We start from the raw sequence: 24,443 nt of genomic DNA, 5'->3' as shown, positions 1-24,443 counted from the left end.
GACCATTGTAATTTGACAAGCCTTGATACAGATAGTCAAAATGATTTTGAGTATTTGAGTATTTGAGTATTTGAGTATTTGAGTATTTGAGTATTTGAGTATTTGAGTATTTGAGTATTTGAGTATTTGAGTATTTGAGTATTTGAGTATTTGAGTATTTGAGTATTACTTCGCTTCTTTAGTTATGATAACCCCAGTTCGGGATAAGCGCTCAAAAAAAAGATAAAAAAAGAAGTCCAAAGTTGCTAAAGTAAGTTTACCAAGACAAACTTCACAACAAGGACTTCTTACATGGACAACCTAACCGAACTATACTGCCATATTGACGACTTTTATTAGCAATTCAAACCTGAGTTTGACGCTCATTTAATCGCAACGGGCCGTCAACGGCTAAGAGCATGCCAGATAAGTGTAGCAGAGATTATGACCATCTTGGTACTGTTTCATCAACTGCGGTATCGACAGTTTAAGTCTTTTTACTACCATCACATGCTTGGCATGATGAAACGGGAGTTTCCAAATCTGCCGAGCTACTCGCGATTTATAGAGCTTGTGCCGCGCAGTATCATACCACTGTGCAGCTACTTGCAAAGCATGATGGGCGACTGTACGGGTATCAGCTATATTGATTCAACCAAGATAGCAGTTTGTCATAACAAGCGTATCTACCGTCATAAAGTCTTTAAGGGACTTGCAACCCGAGGCAAAAGCAGCATGGGCTGGTTCTATGGCTTTAAGCTGCACGCCATTATCAATCATAAGGGCGAGCTTGTATCTGTTAAAGTCACTGCGGGTAATACGGATGACAGAGCGCCTGTTAAGGATATGGCAACGCCTGTGTTTGGCAAGGTGTTTGGGGATAGAGGCTATATCAGTAAAGCCCTAAACGCGTGGCTCACAAAACACAGTGATACCACGTTGATAACCAAACTTCGGCGTCATATGAAACCCCAATTACTTGAGCCTATGGATGAGGTACTACTCAATCATCGCTCTTTGGTTGAAACGGTGTTTGGAGAGCTTAAAAACTTGTGTCAAATTGAACACTCACGCCATCGTAGTGTCACGGGGTTTATCACAAACTTGCTGTCAGGTTTGATTGCTTATTGCTGGTTTCCCTATAAACCCACCATCAAAAATATGCCTCAGCAGGGACAGGTAGCAACATTGTAAATAGTATCAATGAGTTACAATGTGGCTTATCCCGAACTGGGGTTATGATAGCTATCAGCTTTGGATGTACTAGCTTTGCCCCTGACCCATTCTCTACGTAGAACGCAGCAAGTTTATGACCATGATCAGTAGCAAACTGTATGAGCTCATTTTTGGCACGCTTGGCATCTTGCTCTTCAGGTAACGTTTTATGGTGACTTTAGATAGGATATAGCTCTAAAACAATCTCGTTCCCTTCTGTTAATGTTGGAGCTTAGCCGTGCTCGATATTTTACAAGCAATTCCTAATTGGCATCTTGCAGGGCTGTTTTTGGCGGGTATGATTGCTTTTGTGATTTCCACCATATCAGGAGGTGGCGGTGCACTTTTACTTATACCTGTCACCTCTGCGCTGATAGGGATCTCGGCTGCGCCACCCGTGATTAATTTAGGTAATTTCATTAGTCGCCCTTCACGTCTTTATTTATTTTGGCATCATATCGACTGGTCGCTAATAAAGTATTATGCGCCAAGCGCTATCGTTGGTGCGTGGTTAGCTGCATTATTATTTAGCCGTCTTGATGGGAGCTGGATTCAGTTATTAGTGGGTGCATTTTTGATATCTACCGTCTTGCAGTATCGTTTTGGCAAAGTAGAAAAATCTTTTAATATGCCTAAACTGGGGTTTGTGCCTTTAGGTTTTATTACGGCGTTCATTAGCACACTCGTCGGCGGTTTGGGTCCTGTGCTCAATCCTTTCTATATGAATACGGGATTACAAAAAGAAGATTTAATCGCTACTAAAACAGCTAATTCATTCTTTGTAGGATTGGCTCAGATTGGTAGTTATACTTTTTTTGGCGTATTGACTGCCAATCTTTGGATTTATGGCTTTGCTTTAGGGCTTGGTGCTGTGGTTGGCAACATCATTGGTAAGCGCTTTTTAGCAGGTATGAATATCAAGCAGTTTAGAGTGATGCTGATCCTATTAATGGTCATTAGTGGCGTAGTGATGATTGTCCAAAACGTCATGATTCTGTTTTAAATTAAACCAAAGTTATCTGACAGTGAATATATTCATTATCACTGCTAGAGCTAACAATACTGATGTAAAAACAAGCTACGCGGACCATAGCTGAAACGCGGGATACTCAGATAGGGATAGATAACTAAGAATTCATTCGAGGCATGGTTGCCTGTGCGGTACTAATTCTAAATAGTGAGCAGCAAGCAAACCTTTGCCACCGTATTTACTCATGGTCCCACTGTTAAAAAGTCTTTAGTAGAGTTATTAAGCCATATACCTCTTCTGCGGGAAGCTGAAAATGAGCTGTCTGTTATGTTTAATCAAGACTTTCTATAGTCATCCGTCCAATTATTTCACTAGCAAAACACCATAGCCGTTTTTTACTTCTTTACTAATAGGTTATACAGCTATTGATAGCACCACTTTCAAAAGCTGTCCTACATACGGTTCTAGTATTATGAAACTTACTGTAATAATCATTTGTTAAGGGATCTGTTGATTGATTTCAATATTAACTTGAGTCTGTTCAGCGCTAATCACTACTGGGTTACCTGATAGATCACCCGACTCTGCGGACGCAGTCCCACTATGGCTAACACGAGCAACGACTGCTAACTGAGTTTTGTCGCTACGGGCAGATTGTAACGTGCGTTCTGGCATCATCGCATCAAGATCGCTTAAACGGATACTGGCTTTACCTTGCTTGATGATACTAATAGGTAAACGTTTGGCGGCAAACGGAGGGCCCCCTTTCACATCACGTATCGCTACAAACAACACATCATTGGCTTTAACCAATGGTAATAGACTCGCATCAATAGAGACGGTAACTTCGATACCTTGCGCGGCTTGCTGCTCTTGCTCGATGACATTAGCACTTAGCTCATCAAGGCTCGCTAGCGCTTTACTATGGTCACCTGGTTTGGCAGCGATGCTCTCACGTAAACGCTTAATCCAACCTTGCGCTTCTGCAAAGTTACTACCACGTGCCTCACCCATTGCCATTAGCATCTGCGCACCTTCATGCTGTGGATTTTTGGCAAGGACATCTTGTAATACACGGCGGCTACTGGCATCAAGCTGACCTTTATTGGCAAAAAAGCTAATCTGCGCATAAGTGGTCGCAATCTCTTCATTGTCTGGTGACAGACGGTAAGCGCGTGACAAAGCTTCAATCGCTGAGTCGGTAGCTTCAAGCGATAAAAACAGCTCTGACAAACGCATCCAGCGATCAGGATCATCGGCATGACGATAAACGTTGGTCTGCATCGCGCTGATTAATTGCGTACCATCTTCAATCGCCCAAGCTGGTGGCTGGTCAATCTTACCGGTTAATAAATCATCGGCTACTTGGGCAACTTTATCTTCTGCTGTCCACAAGTCAAACACCGGTGTACGGTCACCAACCAAAAAGTAAGCCAATCCTGCAAGTACTGGCACCCATACCATGATAATCAAACGGATCTTGATACCAGGTGCGACCATAGGTGTTACTTCACGCTGAGCATCCAATAGCTGACGCTCAAGCTCCGTTTTTTGATTTTGATAATGGGCGTCATCAATCGTGCCATTGTCTTTATCGGACTGTAATTCTATCAAACGCTCACGAAAAACGGCGATATTGATATCTAGTAACTGGTTATCGACAGGTTTCTCTCGTAAGCGTGACGCTCGCAACCATGGCATGATAACGATGAGGGCTAGTATCAGTGCAATAAATAAGCTTAGGGCAATAAATAAGCCAAAAGTAGAGAATATGGTCATTTTTTGTCCTCGGGGCTTGTGGTGTCATGAGCGTCATTATCGGTGCTATTGGCACGCGATAGCAGACGATCAAGTTCGGCTTTTTCGGCGGCAGTCAGCTCCGAGGCGGTATTATCTACCGTCACTCTACTCTGACCGCTCGCTACCAGCTGGCGGCGACGGCTTTGCCAAAACCACCCTATCAATAATACGATCAGTAGCAATGGCGGAAAAAACCATAAAATCCATGTCGATGGACGTACAGGCGGCTTGTAGCTGATAAAATCGCCGTAGCGCTCTTGCATATAAGCGCGAATCTCACCATCACTACGACCGTCTTTTACCATATCGTAGGTTTTTTGCTTTAAATCTTGAGCGATCGGTGCATCAGAACCTGCCAAGTTTTGGTTTTGGCATTTCGGGCAACGTAGCTCTTCGATCAATCCTCGGTATTGTGCTTCTTGTTGGACAGAATCAAAATCATAGACGTCAATCGCCGCATAGCTGGTCACACTTAGGAGACAGGCAAGTATTAAGCTCGCTACTTTTATCGTAACGGCCTTTATTGAAAGGGCTATCATTTGCACACCTCTTCAACCTGAATCGCATCTGGACTGACGTTATTATCATTGGCATCATTGAGTACCGTTAAGCAAGGCTCAATACGATCTTGCCAGTTACTCTCGTTAATCTCACCAACAATGTGCTGGCGAATAACGCCTTCACCATCGACAGTGAAAGTCTCAGGCGCACCCGTCAACCCTAAGTCCAAGGCAAACTGGCCGGACAAATCCTGAATAGACATGGAGAATGGGTCGCCGCCACGATTTAAATATCCTAGCGCATCACCGATGTCATCTTTGTAATTAACACCAACCAAATTGACTCCGCGCTCTTCTAATTGCATTAAAAAAGGATGCTCAATAACGCAAGTTGGGCACCAAGAGCCCCAAATATTCATCAAAAAGGGCTCATCAGGTAAGTTGTCATTGGTCATGATCCGACTGGTATCGGACAACAATGGCAGCTCAAACGCTGGTACTGGGCGTTCAAGCGCGGTATTGGTTACGATTTCAGTCGGCTGCCCCAAACGAAAATAAAGCATAACCATAACAGCAGCAAAGATGATCAGCGGGATCAAAAACCATATTCTAATTTGGCTTTTTTTCATTGTTCGATTACCTTTTGTTTCAGGGGGTTGCTCGGAAAAATGATTAGACTTAGTCATTTTGCTTCTCCCCTATTAGTGTCGTGTTATTAGTAGTGCTTTTAACATCTAAATCAGTAACCGTCGTAAAGCCTGACTTACTCGCTGCAATTTGTGCAGGGGTCTTGGATGTTTTGAGACGATAGCGCCTATCAAGCATACTCAGCAGACCACCCAATGCCATAATAATAGCGCCGAGCCATATCCAACGAATCAATGGCTTCACATAAATACGTACGGCCCATTTATTACTGCCTTCAGCTATAGGTTCACCAAGTGCGACGTACACATCACGCATCAGACTGTCATCAATCGCTGCTTCGGTCATTGGCATCATGCTAATAATGTAATTGCGTTTTTCAGGGTATAACGTAGTCACAGCACGGCTATCTTTACTCACTTCGACCTCAGCTTGGGTCGCATCATAGTTACTGCCTTTGACTTCGCGGAAGCCTTTAACGGTGAAGTCGTAACCTTGGACATGGACCGTTTCGCCAACACTCAATGCCACATCGCGCTCGATACTCAAGGTACTGGTAAAGGCAACACCGATGACCGCTACAATCACACCAATATGTGCCGTTTGCTGACCCCAGTAGCTTAAACGCAGCTTATTTAAGCCTTGCAAAAAGCTTGGTGCATTTTTGGTTTTGTCTTTGAAATCAACCACCATCCAGAACAGTACCCAAAAACTTACTGCTAGTGTTACACCAATATTAAGCATGGCAGATGGACTGACAAAGTAAGTGATGACTGCAGCTAATACTAGACTGCTCGCCGCAATGACCATACCAACGCCTAACAATGGACGCTTATCTTGTTTCCAGCGGATATTGGAGCCCATACCCATGGCAACCAGCAATAGCCATGTTAAAGGCACAAATAGCGCATTAAAGTACGGAGGACCTACCGATACCTGACCCAAGCTAAAGGCGTCGGCAATGATAGGATAGAGGGTACCAAGCAATACCACTAACGTTGCAATCAAAATGATGACGTTGTTAATGACTAAAAATGACTCACGCGAAACCAGTTGATACTGACTTTCAATCGTCAAACGCCAGCCACGCAGCGCAAACATCAGCAAACCACCACCGACGATGATGCCAAGAATCACTAAAATTACCAGACCACGAGTGGGGTCAGCGGCAAACGAATGCACTGAGGTAATAACCCCTGAACGTACAAGGAAAGTACCCAAGAGACTTAAGGCAAAAGCAAAGATAGCCAGCATAATGGTCCATGCTTTAAAGACACCGCGCTTCTCAGTCACTGCCAACGAATGCAGCAAGGCTAAACCGGCAAGCCAAGGCATCAGTGAGGCGTTTTCTACAGGATCCCAAAACCACCAGCCGCCCCAGCCAAGCTCATAATACGCCCACCAAGAGCCAAGAGCGATACCAACGGTCAAAAACCCCCAAGCCGCTAGCGCCCATGGACGCGACCAACGTGTCCATACTGCATCCAAACGCCCTTCCCACAATGCCGCCATACAAAAAGCAAATGGCACCGCTAAGCCCACATAACCCATATACAGCATCGGTGGGTGAACGATCAGCCCAAAATCCTGCAAAAGTGGGTTGAGATCTACCCCATCTACGGGCAGATTGGGCAAGGTACGATCAAATGGCGACGAGGTAAAAATCAGCATCGCTAGCATCATGACCTGCACACCGGCCAATATCACGAGTACCCGCGCGCGCATCGACAACGGTAAGCCACGGCTAAAATAGGAGACCAGCGCGCACCACGTGGCCATGATCGTCATCCATAGCAGTAGCGAGCCTTCGTGTCCGCCCCACGTTGCTGATAACTTATAATACCAAGGCAGCAAGGTATTAGAATGCTGCGTGACATAGACGAGACTAAAGTCATTAAAATAAAAGCCTGCCATCAATGCAACAAATGAAAAAATCATGGCAGCAAACTGCGCCCATGCCAAACTCGGTGCCAAACGCTGCCAAGCAACATGGTCACGCATAACGCCTATCGTTGGTAATACCACCTGCAAAATCGCCAAGATTAAGGCGGCTAGCAAGGCAAAATAACCCAATTCTGTGATTAACATACGGTCTAACCCTGTTTACTCTAATATGATTTAAGCTCACTGTAACGGTTGGATTTTTATTATTGGAAACTATTGAAATTTACTGCTATCTCTAGCTCCAATTGTTTTCGAAGTGTTTTGAAAAGCGTGCCGAAAGTAATAGACAATCATAAATATACAACCATCTTTTGTTAGGTAAGAAGAATATTGAATTAGTTAACCGGACTTATAACAGCCTAATGCCATCTAAATAAGACCTAGACGATCACACCTGAAAGACAGGCGCGAATCCACCGCCTGGCGTACGGAAGTTAGTCACCTGACCTTGATACACACGCGCAGCAGGTAGTAACAGTTTTCCGCCATACGTATAAAGACGTATATCTACCTTTCTTGTTGTTACGATGTCATCAATTTTGAGTGATCTCTCTCCTGCAGGGACAAAGGTCTGTGCGATATAATCTTCATCCAGAATGTTTTCGAAGACGCGTCGAGTCAGTTTGCTACCGCGATAAACGCCTTTGCTTCCATGACCAGCAACTGGCTTAAAAAACAGTTGCCGCCGAGTAAGCCACAACTCTGCTGCATCGTCTCTTGATACAATCTTAGTCCTCGGTACAGACCTTTCGAGGCACTCCACTGCAGCCTCATCCAGACCCCAAGAGCGCAATATTTGGGAGTCTGATAGCAATGTCAGGTTTTGCTTATTGGCCAACATAGCATGTACGCGGGGATTGGGTGTCACTACCACAGCACCCTCTAAATAAGCCTGCTTAAGCAATACATGGTCAGGGTCCTCAAATGCAAAGTCGACAAGCCGATTGTAAATCATATCGATTTTCTGGCCATGGGCTGTTAACGTACCGTCGATATACTCGAGTTCAGAGGGATCAAGTATCACAGTATCAATACCTCTAGCTTGGAGCAGTTGACAGGCTAACTCAAACTCTAAGAACATGAACTGACTCTCGGGGTCATTGTCCACAATGGCTATCCGATTGGGCATAGCAACAGCGGACTGTCGCTGCCACTCCTGCTTGAACATGTCAAACACTGCTTCCTCGAACCTATCTAGCATTTGATTGGTTGCAGCGCTTTGCTCTGAGGGGTTGCAACAGCGTTTTTGTGCGCGAGCGAGCAACACATTCAGAAATGCGCCACCGGCATTAGTATTGACCTCGATGAGCTGAGGTCCATCGCTACCCAAGTGAAAGTCATAACCCATGAGGGCCCCTATTGGGCCTGGGTCGAAAGCAGCTATTTCTGGTGCCCACGACAGCACTTGCTCTTGATACAATGGCAGTTCGGCAGCTGACTCGATAGCCCTGACGATTCGCTCCATCGCCTCTATCTCTGTTTTGGGAACGAACACGGGTGTTGCTGAAAAAAGCTTATTAAGCTCGTTCGCTCCTATTGGATTGTTTCTAGTTTCTACCAATTGATCTTGAAGGCTTGTATTAAGCGCTTTACGATCAAGGGTAATGCAGTAGCACTCTTGGTTAAGTCGATTTGCAAGACCGTCATTTTTTTCGTTGTTATTAGTTGGGTGTTCCATTTAGAGTCCGTCGCTAAGTAGAGTACTCACGCTGACATACTCTAGTAAAAAGTAAAAAGTAAAAAGTAAAAAAGGTTCTTGGCGTGTTTAAGTAGTGCTAGCTACTTTCTAATGTTTCATTCCCTGAGACTAAATCATTATTTCGTTCATTTTTAATTAATATCTTTGCTAAGAGTAAACCCAGCTCAAATAATAGCCACATAGGAATCGCCAACAACAGCATTGATACACCATCAGGCGGTGTCACTACCGCGGCGATCCCAAAACAGCCGACTATGATATAACGACGCTTATCTTCTAAACTTTGAGTAGAAACGATTCCGGCCATTATCAGCAATAAGGTAACCACTGGAATCTCAAAAGTCAGTCCAAACACCATAAATAGCTTGAGGGCAAAGCTCAGATAACTGTCAATATCGGTCATTGGTATAACGTTCTGCGGAGCGAACATAATAAAAAATTTCAATACCCCTTTGAGTACGACAAAGTAGGAAAAAGCAACACCAGCATAAAATAGAAATATCGAAGATAGCAGTACAGGAATGGCAATTTTCTTCTCTTTTTTATATAAGCCGGAAGCTACAAATGACCAAATTTGATACAGGATATAAGGCATTGCTAAAAATGCGGCGACGAATATCGTTAAGCGAATGGGTGCCATAAAGTTTGACGTTATATCAGTGGCAATCATGGTCGAATTGATGGGTAACTGCGCCACTAATGGGTCTGATAAAAGATTATAAAGCTCGCGTGAAAATCCCACCAATACTAAGAATATAATTAAGACGACCACGCATATTCTTATTAAGTGCGTACGCAGCTCGATTAAATGTCCGGTAATAGGCATATCGCCAAGCGTACCTAACGTATCTCCAGACTCACTATTCTGTGTTGTATCTGTTGGCGCCTCAAACTCTATATCTGTTATTTTTTCTTGTCGACTTTTTTGCCGTTTAAATAGGCTCACTGATCCGCCTCCTGTTTAATGAACGAGGAGGTAGTATTCTGTTGATGGTCTTTATCATAAGGGGTGATTGACTGATGTGAAGCGTCTAGGCTTTGGTTCTGTGACTGCTCAAACTTTTGCATACTGCCACGCATTTCTGCTAATTCGCGCTTCATATCCGACTCGGTCTGACGGATTTTCGCAAGTTCATTTTGCATTTGTTGACGTGTTTCAGCTAGATCAAGCTCAGCTTCTATTTCAGATTGTAGAGTGGATACTGTACGGCGCAGTTTGGCATACCATTGCCCAGCGGTACGTGCGGCTTGCGGCAGTTTTTCTGGGCCCAATACGATTAAAGCAATGACGCCAAACAAGAGTAATTCGGAAAACCCAATATCAAACATAACAGTCACATATATTAATAGACTACTTAGTGCCGCTATTTATAAGCGGCGCGCTTCATACTTTAGGCTGGTCATCAGTGGAAATAGGGCTGATTTCCATATCATCAGCCTGATTACCTACACGCGTATTTAAATCATTACTTGCAGCTGGCGTACTATTTTCATGGCTAAGCACATGATTTTTGCGAGCATTCTCGGGTTCTTCATCTTTGACCGCTTCTTTAAAACCCTTCACCGCACCGCCTAAATCTTTACCTGCATTTTTAAGCTTGGCAGTACCAAATACGACCACCACTACGACCAATAAAATCAGCCAATGTGTAATAGAAAAGCTGCCCATAACGGTATCCTTATATTTTGTGATCTTGTTTAGACCAGTATGTGTCAGTGTGCTTTAGAACACTTTTTACCGTACCAGAATTATAGTTTCAAACGGCGCAATCGCAGCGCGTTAGCAATCACCGAGAATGACGACAAGCTCATCGCTGCCGCTGCTATCATCGGACTGAGCAGAAGCCCAAATATGGGATAGAGCACACCTGCGGCAATAGGAACACCAAGTGCATTGTAGATAAAGGCAAAAAACAGATTCTGTCTGATATTGCGCATGGTGGCGTGGCTAAGCTTATAAGCTTTGGCAATGCCCATTAAATCACCTTTTAGCAGGGTAATGCCCGCACTCTCCATCGCCACATCGGTACCGGTTCCCATAGCGATACCAACATTAGCTTGCGCTAGCGCTGGTGCGTCGTTGATACCATCACCCGCCATAGCGACCAATTTACCGCTGTCTTGCATTTCTTTGACGATACGGTTTTTATCCTCTGGTGAAACATCCGCATGAACTTCATCAATACCTAATTTATTAGCGACTGCCTGAGCAGTTTTTTCGTTGTCACCGGTTAGCATCACAACTTTTAAACCTGCGTCATGAAGCAGTGAAATAGCCTCTTTAGTGCTTGGTTTAATAGGGTCAGCAACTGAAATAATACCAGCAGCTTTACCGTCTATAGCCACAAACATTACCGTTTCACCGTCTTTTCTACGGACATCAGCTTTAGTGGACAGCTCATTATCAAAACTATTTAGGCTTTCCATAAGCTTAGAGTTACCAATAGCGACTTTCTTACCATCGACCACGGCTTGTACGCCTTCGCCAGTAGTCGAATTAAAGTCAGTAGCTTTAGGAATAATGAGTGATCTTTCTTGAGCTGCTCTAACGATAGCTTCTGCTAAAGGATGCTCGCTAGCGCTTTCTACTGAGGCTACCAATGCGAGGAACTCGTCTTCATCTTGACCTACCTGCGCATCAATTGCGGTAAGCTCGGGCTTACCAGCGGTCAGTGTTCCGGTCTTGTCGACGACAATGGTATCGACTTTTTCCATACTCTCTAACGCTTCAGCATTTTTGATGAGGACGCCGTTTTGCGCGCCTTTGCCGGTACCAACCATAATGGACATCGGCGTCGCTAGACCAAGGGCACAAGGACAAGCAATAATCAGTACCGCAATCGCGTTAACCAAAGCATAGGTCATAGCGGGCTCAGGGCCGAATATCGCCCAGACAATAAAGGTTATGATAGAGGTGACAATAACAATAGGTACGAACCAACCCGCCACTTGATCTACCAATTTCTGTATAGGTGCGCGGCTACGCTGGGCTTCAGCAACCATTTGTACAATTTTAGATAATACTGAATCTGCTCCAACATTGACCGCTTCGACTAATAGCGTTCCGGTGCCATTTACCGTACCACCAGTCACTGTATCTCCTGCTACTTTTGATACAGGGATTGGCTCACCCGTCACCATTGATTCATCAACATTACTATTACCATCGATCACTGTACCATCTACGGGTAGTTTCTCACCTGGTTTAACCCGTAGCTTATCGCCAGTGACGACCTCATCAAGCGAGACTTCGACTTCTTCACCGTTTTCATCGACACGTCTTGCGGTTGGTGGTGCGAGCTCAAGCAAAGCTCTAATCGCACCTGAAGTTTGACTTCTAGCTTTGAGCTCTAATACTTGACCCAGTAGCACCAAGGTCACAATGACCGCTGCCGCTTCATAGTAGACTCCGACTTGACCAGAGGCATCTCTGAAACTGTCTGGGAAAATATCGGGAAAAAAGGTCGCGACAATACTAAAAATATAAGCAGCGCCTACGCCTATCGCAATCAAGGTAAACATATTTAGATTGCGGCTTTTTATAGACTGCCAGCCACGGACGAAAAACGGGGCGGCGCCCCAAAGCACTACAGGGGTCGCGAGCACTAACTCAGCCCATTGTAAGATCTTTGAAGAGATACCATACTGACTAAAGTCAACTCCAAACATACCGCTCATCACATATATTAATAGCGGTACAGTCAACACGGTACATATCCAAAAACGACGAGTCATGTCGTCAAGCTCTGAGGTGTCCTCTTCACCGATAGTAAGCGTTTCGGGCTCAAGCGCCATACCACATATCGGACAACCGCTATTTCTAACGTCTCTCACTTCAGGATGCATAGGACAGGTATATACCGTGCCATCGTAATCAGCAGGTACTTTATCGTATTTACCGCCTTTAACAGATTTTACTCCGCTACTATCAGTATCCTTTCCATGACAGCTAGCGTGACTATCATCTTTAGCAACTTCGTCTTCAGGTTTAAGAAACATGCCACATATTGGGCAGTCACTTTTTTCAACATCTCTTACTTCTGGATGCATAGGACAAATATAAATCGTGCCGTTATAATTTTCTGGTATCTTGTCGTACTTATTGCCTTCGACAGACTTTAACTCAGTACTATTATTAGCATCCGCTTTATGACAATGCGCATGACTGCCCTCATTACTGTTGGATTCAGCAACCTCGTCTTCAGGTTTGAGAAACATGCCGCATATCGGACAATCGCTCTTCTCAGTATCTCTAACCTCAGGATGCATCGGGCAGATATAAACCGTACCACTATAATTTTCTGGTACTTTATCGTACTGACCACCTTTGATAGATTTTTCATCGGCAATATGTTTCATAAAACCACTCCTTGAAGACAATAAATATTTATAATAAGTACAACTCTTAAAGCACTATCATCAATCCTCGATTGCTATTCATCTAATCATTAATCTAAAAACCTCTAAAAAATAATTTCTATACTTTTCAATTGGAATTTAGTTTTTATCACGCAAATACTTGAGCAGTGCCATGATTGTTAGTACTAGTACTGCGAAAAATAGTAGGGTGAATAACAAACAGATAAGCATCATAACCCAGCCCATGCCATACATCATTGAGCCGTTCATCATGCCATGCATTGACCCATTCATTATGATTTCTCCTCAGTCTAAACTGTGATCACTCCAACTCTTCAATTAATTTTTACTCGAACCGAAGAGGTTTACTGACTGTTAATATATCAATATCTTTAGCGCACTTTGGCGAACCAACGATATAGTGGCACGAACAAGATGGCGAAATACCAACCGTAAAGATATGATTCTACAAGTCCAATTAGAAAACCTGTCCATGTTAACCACTCAAAGCCAGGTAGTAGAGGTGCCCAAGCTTCGTGCATCGCTATCTGTTCGGGTGCGAGTAAACCAAAGCCTATGCATAACAGGTAACTAATAAGTAGAAACAACGATACACTATTGCCAACAGGGGCAATCCTTAAAGTACTTGTTGTTAAGTTTGATTTGACCATCTTAGTAATCCTCACTATTGTATGATGTGGTTCAAGCTCAAGATAACCAATCGTATCTAACCATGCTAACTCTAAGGATTTGTATGAATTAAAGCTTTATCCTGTATTGATATTACTTTTTAACTCGTGCGGCGGCGGCAAGTTGACGCCATTGACCCCATTGAGGAATAAACATTGGCACTTGCTGTTTGTAAGCAAGGTAGTCTTTACCAAACTCTTCAAACATATGCCGTTCCTCACGTCGAGCTAACCATGTGTATACAAGCACAATCACTGGAAACAGACCGATTGAAAACAGAGTTGGCCAATGCACCACACCCTCACCGAACAGTGCAATAAACAACCCGGTGTACTGAGGATGACGTACGTAGGCATAGAGTCCATCAGTTACTAAACGATTTTCCCCTCGTGCTTTGTGGACTTGGCGCCAACCTTGAGCAAAAAGACCGACTCCTAAAAATGCAATAGCATAGCCGAGTAGCATTGAGATCATCATGCCTGTCTCACCTAAACCAACAAGGGTCGACCATAAGCTAGCGCTGACATATTGGCTGTCCAAACCAAAAAACCGTACTAATAAATATATAGTGAGCGGAAAGCCATACATTTCTGCGTAAAGTGCAATAATGAAAGCCTGAACTACACCAGCACCCGCCCATTCACGCCAGTTCTTTGGTGCGAAATAACGGTAAAAGAACCAAGAAATCAGAACAATAACAATTAGTGCGAGACCCCAAGTTCCAGCGTGATTAAATGACTCATTCATAGCTTACTTTCCCTGTTGTCTTTATGAATATCGTATTGCATGAAATCAATTCTTGAAGATAGTAAGCAGACGCTTAAATCTATGCAATTTTTAACCAAACAATTTTCTGTAAACTCTTTGATGTTACTGTCAATGATGGTCTGCAAGCGTATCTTTTTCGATAGCTTTTTTCCTCGCTGAAGATTTCAGGTAAACCTGCTCAGCCACAGCAATCACTACAATAGTGACGACTGCTACGCCAAGTACGAATGGATCTGAGTTTAGTTTAATCCAGACAAAACCGCCGAGAACCAACAGGTCAAGAAGTATGGCCACTATAGGCACCCACATCACCGCCTTTATATCCTGACGAAGGTATCGCAAAACACCCCAATGAATGGCGATATCCATAATTAGATAGAAAACAATGCCAAGCGCTGCAATTCGTGATAAGTCAAATAACGTCGTAAAAGCTAAACCCAACACCACAGTATAGACCAACGTATGTTTTTGAACGCTTCCCGGCATTCCCAAATGACGATGAGGCACCAGCTTCATCTCAGTCAACATAGCAAGCATACGAGAGACTGCGAAGATGCTAGCAAGGAGGCCGCCAGCGGTAGCTACCATTGCGATTGCAACTGTGAACCATAGACCATAGTCGCCAAGTGCTGGGCGTGCGGCGGCAGCCAAGGAGTAATCTTTAGTTTCGATGATTTCGGCAAGAGATAGATTACTAGACACCGCGAAACCGACTAGAGTGTAAATAACTACGCATATTGCGATTGATATTACAATGGCACGGCCGACGTTGCGATGAGGATTTTTTACTTCCGAGCCACTGTTGGTAATCGTGGTAAAGCCTTTAAATGCCAGTATGCCTAGCGCCGTTGCGCCAAGAAAGTCACCAACAGTATTAGTGTCACCTAATGTAGAAGAATCAACTGCAAAGCTATCAGCTAGCCAGATACCAACCAACCCGAATATAAGAATACCGACAATTTTTATAATACCGATAACCGATGCAACCCCCTGAATCCAACGATTACCAAGTAAATTGATAAAGAACGCAGCAAGAATAAGCGCGGCGCCAAGGATGGATACCATGCGACCGCTGTCATCGCCACCGAATAACTGCATAGTGTATGACCCGAACGTCCGGGCCAAAAAGCTCTGCGCTATAACCATGGAGAAATACATCAGCAGGGCATTAAATCCAGTCGGTAAACGATCTCCGTATGCTTGATGCAGGTACATTGCAACACCGCCAGCCGACGGGTAAGCGTTAGAGATTTTGATATAAGAATAGGCACTAAAAGAAACAACGATTGCGGCGGCTAGAAAAGCAAGTGGGAAAAGCGAACCCGTCATCTGAGCCATCTGACCGGTCAGAGCGAAAATACCAGCACCGATCATGACACCGGTACCTAGCATAACTGTTCCTGATAATGTCAAACTATCCTTCTGATAGCGAGTCGTTCTATCTTGCTTCATACTTATTCGACCTTAATCTATTTCTTCGTAGAACTTCAGTTTTACAGGTTATTTTTGAAGTAAGGAGTAGGTATAGTTAGAATTAAAAGACGCGATATAGTAAATAGTTTTTAAAGAAAAGCTTACTTATTGGTATCATAATATATTATTCCAACTCATCAATAAGTGCTTGCATCTCACCGATTTCACGCTTTTGTGCTTCGATAATGTCATCAGCAAGCTGACGTACACGTGGATCTTCGATATCAGCACGCGAACTGGTCAAAATAGCAATCGAGTGATGCGGTATCATCGCCTGCATCCAATCCACTTGATCGACCGTTTGCTGAGAGCGTACGCCCCAAAGACCAAAGGCAAATAAAACTACGCTAACCCCATAAACCATCAAGTTTATCTTGGTTTTTTTATACATATTAGTCATAAAGGCGAGCATGATAATTGCCATTACCGCGCCCATATACAGCGCCATATAAGCTCGGGTTTCACTAAAGTAAATATGATCCCACTGATAGGTGTTAAAATACATCATGATAAACATCACCACTGTGGATGTTAAAATCATGATTGTGAACTTTACATAAGGGTTCATTTGCTTCTGTTTATTATCCATATGGTTATTCATATTCTTGTCCTTAATTTAGTAAAAAGGCACCTAAATAAAGAGGTGCCTTTTTTTAGAGCTAGTGTTATAAACTGTTGTTACTTACATGGTTAACACTAGAACCAAAACATCACACCAGCAGTCAGACTATTAGAATCAACGGCTACGTTTTCTTGGCGGCGTAAGTCTCGTGCATCCCCTAAGGCTGATGCATAACTAAAACCAACGTAGGGTGATAATTGACGACTTAGGGTTTCATAAGCTAACCGAACTTCAGTTTCAAGCTCATTAAAACCTTTAGTAATACCGTTGTCAGTATCATCTTTACTGAAAGCAGTCAACTGCACTTCTGGTCTGACCACCCAACGCTGATCTAAGCGCCACTCGTACGCTGTCCCAAGATCAAGCTGGACTTGACCATCAGTATATAGATAAGCTCTTGCGTCAGTCTCAACGAAGTACGGCGCCGTACCAACAATGCCTGCCATGATTGCGGACTTATCGTTTTCAGTATTATAAGCAATACCCGCTTCTCCATTCCAGAAGATACCGAGCGGCTTCCAATAAGCGAGTGAGGTTAAGCTATCGATCTCTTTATCATCGTTAGTTTGAGCACTACCTTCACTGCGTAGAGTGACACGATTACTATCAGTACCGTACCACGTATCAAACTCAAAATCGATTTGGTCATTCTCAAACTGATAGCCCAAAGTTTCTACTGACACACCCCATAACGGTAAGCTATCCATCATCACAGGCTTACCAAAGCGACCATAGGGAACGCCGTTTGAATAGTCAGGACTGCGAGCATCAGCTGGAGCTTTACCACCTTGCGTACCTGACATATCCATACTGCCATGGTCCATGCCTGACATATCCATTTTGCTATGGTCCATGCCTGACATATCCATTTTGCTATGGTCCATGCCTGACATATCCATGCCACTGTGATCCATATCTGACATGTCACCTGACATATCCATACCACTATGATCCATATCCGACATATCGCCTGACATATCCATGCCACTATGGTCCATATCTGACATATCGCCTGACATATCCATGCCACTATGGTCCATATCTGACATATTGCCCGACATATCCATGCTGCTGTGATCCATATCTGACATATCCATACCAGACATGTCCATGCTGCTGTGATCCATGTTCGACATCTCAGCAGCGTTTGCTAAAGGTGACATTAGTAGCATCAAAGATGACATGCCAATAAACGGTAGACCTACTTTATATATTTTCATAATAAGGCTCATATTCGAAGGTTTATTAAACAACGGCAACTTCTCTAAACATCCCTGCTTCCATGTGATAGAGCAAGTGGCAATGCCATGCCCATCTGCCAGCTTCTCCGGTGACATCAAAGCTTATCTTTTGTGCAGGCTGTACCATTATCGTATGCTTACGTACTTGAAACTCACCTGAAGGCATCCGCAGATCGCTCCACATACCATGCAAATGCATGGGATGATTCATCATGGTGTCATTGACTAAGGTAATACGTACGCGCTCACCCGGCTTAATATTGACCGGTGCGGCATCTTTGAACATAACCCCGTCTAGAGCCCAAATATAGCGCTCCATGTTTCCCGTCAGATGTATTTCAATCTCTCTGGTGGGTTTGCGCTGCTCTGCCATTATCTCATCGCCGACAGAGCGCAACTGACTATAATTCAAAACCTTTCTATCAATGTTACGTAGATTAATACCAGGGTCATCAAGGTTCATACGCGGACTATCAACGCGCATATCGGACTTAAAGTCATATTCTGTTTTGGCATGTTTAGCGTTATAGCCATTCGATCCCATGGCGCCCATCATGTCGGCCATCGTCAGCCATTCGATTTTGTCCATAGCAGGTATCGCAGGACGAGCACCTTTTTTGGTAGCAAGCGTTGTCGCAACATAGCCTGACCGATCTATGTTTTGAGCAAATATGGTATGCGCGTCTTTAGTGGGCGTCACGATGACATCATAAGTCTCGGCCACCCCAATACGGAAATCATCGATATCGACGGGACTGACATCAATCCCATCCGTCGCGACGACTTTCATTTTTAGGCCGGGGATGCGTACATCAAATATCGTCTGCGCTGAACCATTAATAAAACGTAGTTTGACAGGCTGTCCAGCCTTGACAAGTTGCGTCCAGTTAGCCGCTGTGGTTTTGCCATTGATAAGGTAGGTAAATGTGTTTTCACCCGACAAGTCCGTAAAATCAGTGGGCATCATGCGCATCTGATTCCAACTTTTGCGCTTATCAAACGCGGTTTTCAGATCCGTTTCGGCAATATCGGACAATAGCTTTTTAAAGTCTGGCAGATGATAATTATCAAAGTCAGCACGCTGCTTAAGTAGTTTTAGCAGATTATGCGGATCGCGATGCGTCCAATCACTGAGCAAAATGACATGGTCTTCCTCGATAGGATGACGTTCGCGCCCTTTCGGCTCAATGACGATGGCCCCGCGCATACCGGTTTGTTCTTGGAAGCCAGTATGCGAGTGATACCAATAAGTGCCTGACTGTATCAGTTTAAATTTGTACGTGAAGGTGCTACCCGCAGGAATACCATCAAAGCTGATACCCGGTACGCCATCCATCTCAAACGGCACTAAGAGGCCATGCCAGTGAATAGAGGTCGACTCATTCAGCTGATTATGGACTCGAATGGTGACCGTATCGCCTTCTTGCATCTTAAGCGTTGGCGCAGGCAGTGAGTCATTTATCAGCGTTGCCATGCTTGACTTGCCGTTGACCGTTATCATCTTCTCACTGACATAAAGATCAAACTCTTTGCCTGTCAGTATAGGTACAATGTGATCGGCTCTATCACTATTGACTACGACATTTTGGCTTTTAGTTAAAGCACTATTAGCCATCGTCGGTAGTGTGGATAGCATCGACGCGCCGAGCAAGGTGGATGACCCTGTCAAAAAACGCCTGCGGTTAAATCTGTTTTTATTCATAATATTGACCTAAGTTAATCCATGAAATGAGAGTTGAACTTATATATCTGATAACTTATTAATAGAACTACATCTGCTGCGCTGGCGACTCAATAGCCGCATACACTTGAGTGCTGCCATCCTTGTTCAATTGCATGACTTTATAGGGCATGAATTTACCTTCATACTCCATACCGGGGCTACCAACCGGCATACTCGGTACGGCAAGTCCAATAGCTTGTGCAGGAGGATTTGCTAAGAATTCAGCCATGTGTTTAGCAGGAACGTGACCTTCAAAAACATAACCATTAGTAGTGACGGCGGTATGACAAGAGCGCATTTGCTGCGGGACACCGTAACGCTCTTTAAATAAAGATAAATCTGTAACGTCTTGCGCAGTTGCGCTTAGACCATGACCTTCGGCATAGCCTACCCATTCTTTGCAGCAGCCGCAGTTGGCATCTTTATAAACTGTGGCTGAGACGTTTTTGAGTAATGATGACGAGCTGTTAACGGGAGCATTTGTAGGAGCAGAACTTTCATTTTGTACTTGTGCATTCTGGGTAGCAGACTGTTCAACCTTTACTGGTTGAGAATCAGAGCCACTGGTATTAGATTGGCTGCAAGCGGCTAGCGTTAACGAGAGTGACGATGTCACCACCAATAAAAGGACACGACTGGATAACCAGCTATGTCCATTAGAAAGCACATGTGTGTAATGTCTCATTAAATTACTCCTAAACGTCTATTATTATGCTCGATATTCTAAAAACTTACACCCTATATTTAATTCTTATGTACTTAACTAAAAACATTAAATGCAGCACTGTTCAGTACTGCATTATTAATATAATAGCGACAACCGTGAGTTAGGAGGCTTTCATATCTAGAAAGTATTAATGCTGCATTCCAGATTCATCATCCGACATATTCATATCACCGTCAAATGACATGTCCATCATATCGCCATCTATCCTAGTGGTTAGCATCGTGTACTGAGCTTCATCTAATTCAGGTAACGATCTAATGAAGGCTACCATTGCCCACATTCTAGCGTCGTCATGAGAAGCACCCCACGTAGGCATTCCAGATGCCATAATACCGTGCTTGATTGCCCAAAAGCCTTGCTTTGCACCGTCTTCTGTTTGATAACGTTTGACAATATCAGCCTTGGTAAAGTTGGGCGGCTTTGGATATAAGCCCTCACTAAAGTCAGTTTGTGCCACTCCCGGAGACAAGTGACAGCCTGCACACATATCCTTATAGTCCGCGCCCCCAGAAATGATATCGACCTTCTCTAAGTCTGGTACCACAATATCTTTACTGGCATTTGCTATGGAACGATTGCGAGCGGTTTCCAAAAAGCTAAACATCATTGGGCTATGCTCTTGGTCAGCTCCCACATTGACAACACCACTAGTAACAACCGCAAACACGCCAACGATTGCCACAAATACGGTAAAGAGCGCACCCAATAAAAATTTCATATGTTTTCCTAAAACTTTATTTTCGTTAAGTGTTGACTGCTATTTAGCAGAGCTAAAATTTTTAAGATTTACTGTCGTTAGTAACGCAGTTTTTTTGGTACATTTGCTTCATTTTACCCATGTTAGCCATCATTGCTTTCATAGCAGGATCTTTCATATCCATCTTGCTATGATCCATTTTTTCCATCATTTGCATGTTTTTCTCCATCTTTTCACAACTCATACTATCTTTTTTCGCATGCATCTCTGGAGAATGCGCCATAGCTGAGGTTGAAAGGATTAGAGCTACAGCAGTGGCAGCGATTGATTTAGATAATGACATAATTAATTCCTATTTATTTTATTAACGCCTGAGTCTGTTTAATGTCAAGACTGTTAAATTGGTTTAGATGATACCTTATTCTTTCTGACTGGTAGATGACAATAAGATTACAATATTGTCATCTTAACGTTTCTAGATTTTAATTCTTAATAGAATCCTTTAGTATGACTTGAGGGCTTCTATCGCGATCGCGACCATATTTGTTCACGAAATCCTTTTCAGACTGCAAGTGCTGATCTTGATGCTGAACTTCACAAGCAACTCTAGCATCGATATAGCTTTTCATTTCAGCATCCGATACATTTGCATTATTGTGATCTAGGTTTTTAGCAAACTTGGTAACGTTATCGCAGCTATCGATAATTGAAGTGCTTAGATTGGTCGTATGCGCATTAGCAGTAGTAATACCTATAAGTACAGATACCGATAGCAATACTACTTTTTTGAATGAACCGTGAATTTTCATATAAAACCTCTTTTGTAAGTTATTAGGCGTTTAAATTGATTACCTGTGAAAATAATTCGTAGTAGCTAGATATTAGGAACGAGCAACTATGTTTCATTCATATAGATTAGCAAATGAAGACTGACAATCTGATTACGAGTACATGACATTTTTGTCAGTTACAAAACGTTTTTGTCATCTATATTGATTAGGATGTCAAATAATCATAATCGTGTTGAGGGGTTACTATGAAAATACTACTGGTAGAAGATGAGTTGAAACTAGGCGAGTATATAAAAAAAGGCTTAAGTGAAGCAGGCTTCATCGTGGATCATCACATGACAGGTTTAGATGGCTATCATGCGTTAATGACTGAAGATTTTAGTGTGGTTTTGATGGATGTGATGCTGCCTGACGTCAGCGGCTTTGAGCTGATACAGCGCTACCGTGCTGCTGGAAAGCATACGCCTGTTTTATTTTTAACCGCTAAAGATGATTTAATCGATCGGATCAAAGGCATTGAAATTGGTGGCGATGATTATCTGACCAAACCTTTTGCTTTTGCCGAGCTAATTGTCCGAATAAAAAGCCTATTGCGCCGTGCCAATCAATCTGATTATAAAAGCTCGGTCATACACATAGCTGATCTGAAAATGGATATTGCCAAACGCACCGTTCATAGAGGCAACACTAATATAAAATTGACTGCTAAAGAGTTTGCTTTATTACAACTTTTCTTAGAACGTCAAGGTGAGGTACTGCCGCGCACTGTGATCGCCTCGCAAGTATGGGATGTAAACTTTGAAAGTGATACGAATGTCATTGACGTGGCTATAAGGCGCTTGCGGATAAAAATTGATGATGGATTTGATATAAAGCTGATTCATACGGTACGCGGAATGGGCTACAAGTTAGAGCCACTGGCTGTCGACGTGGATAGTGGCATGGGCGACGATAGTATTAATAAAGACAGTCTGGCATCAAATGAGACATAAATCTAAGAATCGGCGTTGGTCACTGTTATGGCGTACTGTTTTTTTACTGACAATATTTGTTGTTATCTCTCAAGTTGTTATTTATATATGGGTTCAGCGCTCTGTTAACGAGCACTTTGAGCAAATGGACTCAGAGATTATTACCCATGCAGCTTTTAACCTGCGTAAACGTATGGTTAGTTTGGAAGATCACATAGAACCATTCACAGTATCAAAATCGCAAGCGCTAATTGATGCCAATCATCTACATTCTTCTTGGCTGGATTATGATTTAAAAACCTTAGTATCAGATAAAAATGGCAAATTATTATCCAGCGATCCCAGTAATTTCATCAATGATCTACCGGCAGATTTTAGCTTGTTACAACTATTGCAGGACTATCGCGATCAGCAGTTTATGATCAAGATAAATAATAGGCATTACCGAGCCATTATCATTACACATCAAGAGGTTTTGGCATTTATTGCTCTACCTAGCGATGTGCATCATCAATATCTTATCCAGTTTAATCGCCAGCTGAGCTTGATACTTATCGCCATTACCTTATTATTGGTTTCAGTAGCAGCACTAAGTGTACACTGGGGTTTTGCTCCCCTAGCTACTATCGTACAAAAGATGAAAGGCATTAATCTTCAAAGGTTAGATGAAAGAATTGTGGTTGGCGATATGCCGTTAGAATTACGTCCACTAACGGAGTCTTATAATTCTATGATGGTCAAGCTTGAAAGTAACTTTGAATCATTATCACGGTTTTCAGACAATATCGCCCATGAGCTACGTACGCCAATAGCGACGCTGAGTACGCAAACGCAAGTCATGTTAACTAAGCCAAGAGAAAGCGACGAATACATTGAGCAATTGCATCATCAGCATGATACGTTAAAGCAGTTATCCGCCATGATTAACGATATGTTATTACTGGCAAAAACTCAAAAAGAGCTGAGTGATTCGCAAATCAGTCATGTCGATATAGAGAGCTTGATCACAAAGCTTATAGATTATTATGAGATGATTGCTGAGGATCGTGAGATAATCTTTGAAAAATCGGGTGATTTTAAAACAGTACTAGGTGATAAAGGCTTATTGCAACGGCTGTTTGCCAACCTGATGTCAAATGCGATTCATTATGCGGCTAGTAATAGCACTATTATGATATCCGCTACTGTCCTCACTTCAAGCACCTCGCTTAATGCGCCAAAAGACGATATTCAATCCCCAGAGCAGCTCTGGTTAAGAATAACTATGACCAACCGTCTAGACAAACCATTAAATCAGATTGAAGCCGATAAACTGTTTGAGCGATTCTATCGTCATGATAAAACGAATACGATGCATTCAGGAACAGGCTTAGGCTTATCTATTGTGCAAGCTATCGCCAATGCTCATAATGGCAAAGTTAGTATTACTATCAAAGATGAGTGTCTTTTTGAGGTTGCTGTAAAGTTGTTGATTGCCAGGTAGTAAATACCTTCATACTGTCTATGAACCGCTCAGATTAGATCGAAGGCGAGTTTACTTGGAAGGTCTCTCTATCCATAAGATGAGATTCTGACTTGCGATAGTTGTACTTTTCAATTGTTGGACAAAAAATTTCTTATATAAGCCTA

Annotated in this window: 23 protein-coding genes and 1 pseudogene; 4 read left to right on the top strand and 20 right to left on the bottom strand. The window is 43.1% G+C overall.

All coding sequences use genetic code 11. From position 1 onward, the window contains the following. Positions 1-291: 291 nt before the first annotated feature. Positions 292-1,173: pseudogene (locus CXF60_RS08850) on the top strand (IS982 family transposase). Positions 1,174-1,432: 259 nt separating this feature from the next. Then, entirely contained in the window at positions 1,433-2,197 is a 765-nt protein-coding gene (locus CXF60_RS08840; RefSeq protein WP_227522957.1) for a sulfite exporter TauE/SafE family protein, read from the top strand. 465 nt (positions 2,198-2,662) lie between these two features. On the opposite strand, the gene ccmI is transcribed toward CXF60_RS08840, so the two are convergent. The 20 genes from ccmI to CXF60_RS08740 all read right to left on the bottom strand — a co-directional run bounded on the left by ccmI (position 2,663) and on the right by CXF60_RS08740 (position 21,861). Then, the gene (ccmI, locus tag CXF60_RS08830; protein ID WP_102091631.1) at positions 2,663-3,943 is read right to left on the bottom strand and encodes a c-type cytochrome biogenesis protein CcmI; all 1,281 of its coding nucleotides are present in this window, start codon (positions 3,941-3,943) and stop codon (positions 2,663-2,665) included. After that, positions 3,940-4,503: a cytochrome c-type biogenesis protein gene (locus CXF60_RS08825; RefSeq protein ID WP_102091630.1), complete on the bottom strand. Its 564-nt coding sequence runs from the start codon at positions 4,501-4,503 to the stop codon at positions 3,940-3,942. Before CXF60_RS08825 ends, ccmI begins: the two co-directional genes overlap by 4 nt. Further along, complete coding sequence (locus CXF60_RS08820) at positions 4,500-5,150, bottom strand: DsbE family thiol:disulfide interchange protein (RefSeq protein WP_102091629.1); 651 nt, start codon at positions 5,148-5,150, stop codon at positions 4,500-4,502. Before CXF60_RS08820 ends, CXF60_RS08825 begins: the two co-directional genes overlap by 4 nt. Next, complete coding sequence (locus CXF60_RS08815) at positions 5,143-7,197, bottom strand: heme lyase CcmF/NrfE family subunit (protein WP_058025868.1); 2,055 nt, start codon at positions 7,195-7,197, stop codon at positions 5,143-5,145. Before CXF60_RS08815 ends, CXF60_RS08820 begins: the two co-directional genes overlap by 8 nt. A 244-nt stretch (positions 7,198-7,441) precedes the next feature. Beyond that, the gene (locus CXF60_RS08810) at positions 7,442-8,731 is read right to left on the bottom strand and encodes an ATP-grasp domain-containing protein (protein WP_036599449.1); all 1,290 of its coding nucleotides are present in this window, start codon (positions 8,729-8,731) and stop codon (positions 7,442-7,444) included. Positions 8,732-8,828: 97 nt separating this feature from the next. Further along, on the bottom strand, positions 8,829-9,698 hold the full coding sequence (gene tatC / locus CXF60_RS08805; protein ID WP_068037325.1) for a twin-arginine translocase subunit TatC: 870 nt from the start codon (positions 9,696-9,698) through the stop codon (positions 8,829-8,831). Continuing rightward, positions 9,695-10,081 (bottom strand): Sec-independent protein translocase protein TatB, encoded by a 387-nt coding sequence (gene tatB / locus CXF60_RS08800; protein ID WP_036599454.1) that lies wholly within the window; start codon positions 10,079-10,081, stop codon positions 9,695-9,697. The genes tatC and tatB overlap by 4 nt, the downstream gene beginning before the upstream one ends. Before the next feature lie 55 nt (positions 10,082-10,136). Further along, complete coding sequence (gene tatA / locus CXF60_RS08795; RefSeq protein WP_011959992.1) at positions 10,137-10,421, bottom strand: Sec-independent protein translocase subunit TatA; 285 nt, start codon at positions 10,419-10,421, stop codon at positions 10,137-10,139. 80 nt (positions 10,422-10,501) lie between these two features. Then, a complete protein-coding gene (locus CXF60_RS08790) occupies positions 10,502-13,111 on the bottom strand; it encodes a copper-transporting P-type ATPase (RefSeq protein WP_102091628.1) in 2,610 nt (869 codons plus the stop codon). 138 nt (positions 13,112-13,249) lie between these two features. Then, positions 13,250-13,405, bottom strand: coding sequence for a hypothetical protein (locus tag CXF60_RS14455; RefSeq protein ID WP_156770962.1), 156 nt, complete (start codon positions 13,403-13,405; stop codon positions 13,250-13,252). Positions 13,406-13,503: 98 nt separating this feature from the next. Next, a complete protein-coding gene (locus CXF60_RS14685) occupies positions 13,504-13,782 on the bottom strand; it encodes a DUF5676 family membrane protein (RefSeq protein WP_025645689.1) in 279 nt (92 codons plus the stop codon). Positions 13,783-13,894: 112 nt separating this feature from the next. Further along, entirely contained in the window at positions 13,895-14,548 is a 654-nt protein-coding gene (locus tag CXF60_RS08780) for a methyltransferase family protein (protein WP_068037334.1), read from the bottom strand. 129 nt (positions 14,549-14,677) lie between these two features. Next, the gene (locus tag CXF60_RS08775) at positions 14,678-16,021 is read right to left on the bottom strand and encodes an APC family permease (protein WP_220455939.1); all 1,344 of its coding nucleotides are present in this window, start codon (positions 16,019-16,021) and stop codon (positions 14,678-14,680) included. 145 nt (positions 16,022-16,166) lie between these two features. After that, the gene (locus CXF60_RS08770) at positions 16,167-16,643 is read right to left on the bottom strand and encodes a DUF305 domain-containing protein (protein ID WP_068037340.1); all 477 of its coding nucleotides are present in this window, start codon (positions 16,641-16,643) and stop codon (positions 16,167-16,169) included. Between the two features lie 95 nt (positions 16,644-16,738). Further along, a complete protein-coding gene (locus CXF60_RS08765) occupies positions 16,739-17,884 on the bottom strand; it encodes a copper resistance protein B (protein WP_102091627.1) in 1,146 nt (381 codons plus the stop codon). Positions 17,885-17,909: 25 nt separating this feature from the next. Continuing rightward, positions 17,910-19,607: a copper resistance system multicopper oxidase gene (locus tag CXF60_RS08760; protein WP_102091626.1), complete on the bottom strand. Its 1,698-nt coding sequence runs from the start codon at positions 19,605-19,607 to the stop codon at positions 17,910-17,912. Between the two features lie 67 nt (positions 19,608-19,674). Continuing rightward, positions 19,675-20,313 carry a DUF411 domain-containing protein gene (locus tag CXF60_RS08755; protein ID WP_102091625.1) on the bottom strand — a complete coding sequence of 213 codons (639 nt, stop codon included), beginning with the start codon at positions 20,311-20,313 and terminating at the stop codon, positions 19,675-19,677. A gap of 169 nt (positions 20,314-20,482) precedes the next feature. Then, a complete protein-coding gene (locus CXF60_RS08750) occupies positions 20,483-21,073 on the bottom strand; it encodes a c-type cytochrome (RefSeq protein ID WP_068037353.1) in 591 nt (196 codons plus the stop codon). Between the two features lie 61 nt (positions 21,074-21,134). After that, entirely contained in the window at positions 21,135-21,395 is a 261-nt protein-coding gene (locus CXF60_RS08745) for a hypothetical protein (RefSeq protein WP_102078701.1), read from the bottom strand. 139 nt (positions 21,396-21,534) lie between these two features. Continuing rightward, the gene (locus tag CXF60_RS08740; protein WP_102091624.1) at positions 21,535-21,861 is read right to left on the bottom strand and encodes a hypothetical protein; all 327 of its coding nucleotides are present in this window, start codon (positions 21,859-21,861) and stop codon (positions 21,535-21,537) included. A gap of 227 nt (positions 21,862-22,088) precedes the next feature. On the opposite strand from CXF60_RS08740, the gene CXF60_RS08735 reads away from it, so the two are divergent. Both CXF60_RS08735 and CXF60_RS08730 read left to right on the top strand, forming a co-directional pair. Further along, entirely contained in the window at positions 22,089-22,835 is a 747-nt protein-coding gene (locus tag CXF60_RS08735; protein ID WP_102091623.1) for a heavy metal response regulator transcription factor, read from the top strand. Beyond that, positions 22,825-24,297: an ATP-binding protein gene (locus tag CXF60_RS08730; RefSeq protein ID WP_102091622.1), complete on the top strand. Its 1,473-nt coding sequence runs from the start codon at positions 22,825-22,827 to the stop codon at positions 24,295-24,297. Before CXF60_RS08735 ends, CXF60_RS08730 begins: the two co-directional genes overlap by 11 nt. Positions 24,298-24,443 lie beyond the last annotated feature (146 nt).

The sequence above is a fragment of the Psychrobacter sp. 4Bb genome, assembly GCF_002836735.1.
Lineage (GTDB): Bacteria > Pseudomonadota > Gammaproteobacteria > Pseudomonadales > Moraxellaceae > Psychrobacter.
This window is presented reverse-complemented; position numbering and strand designations above follow the sequence as displayed.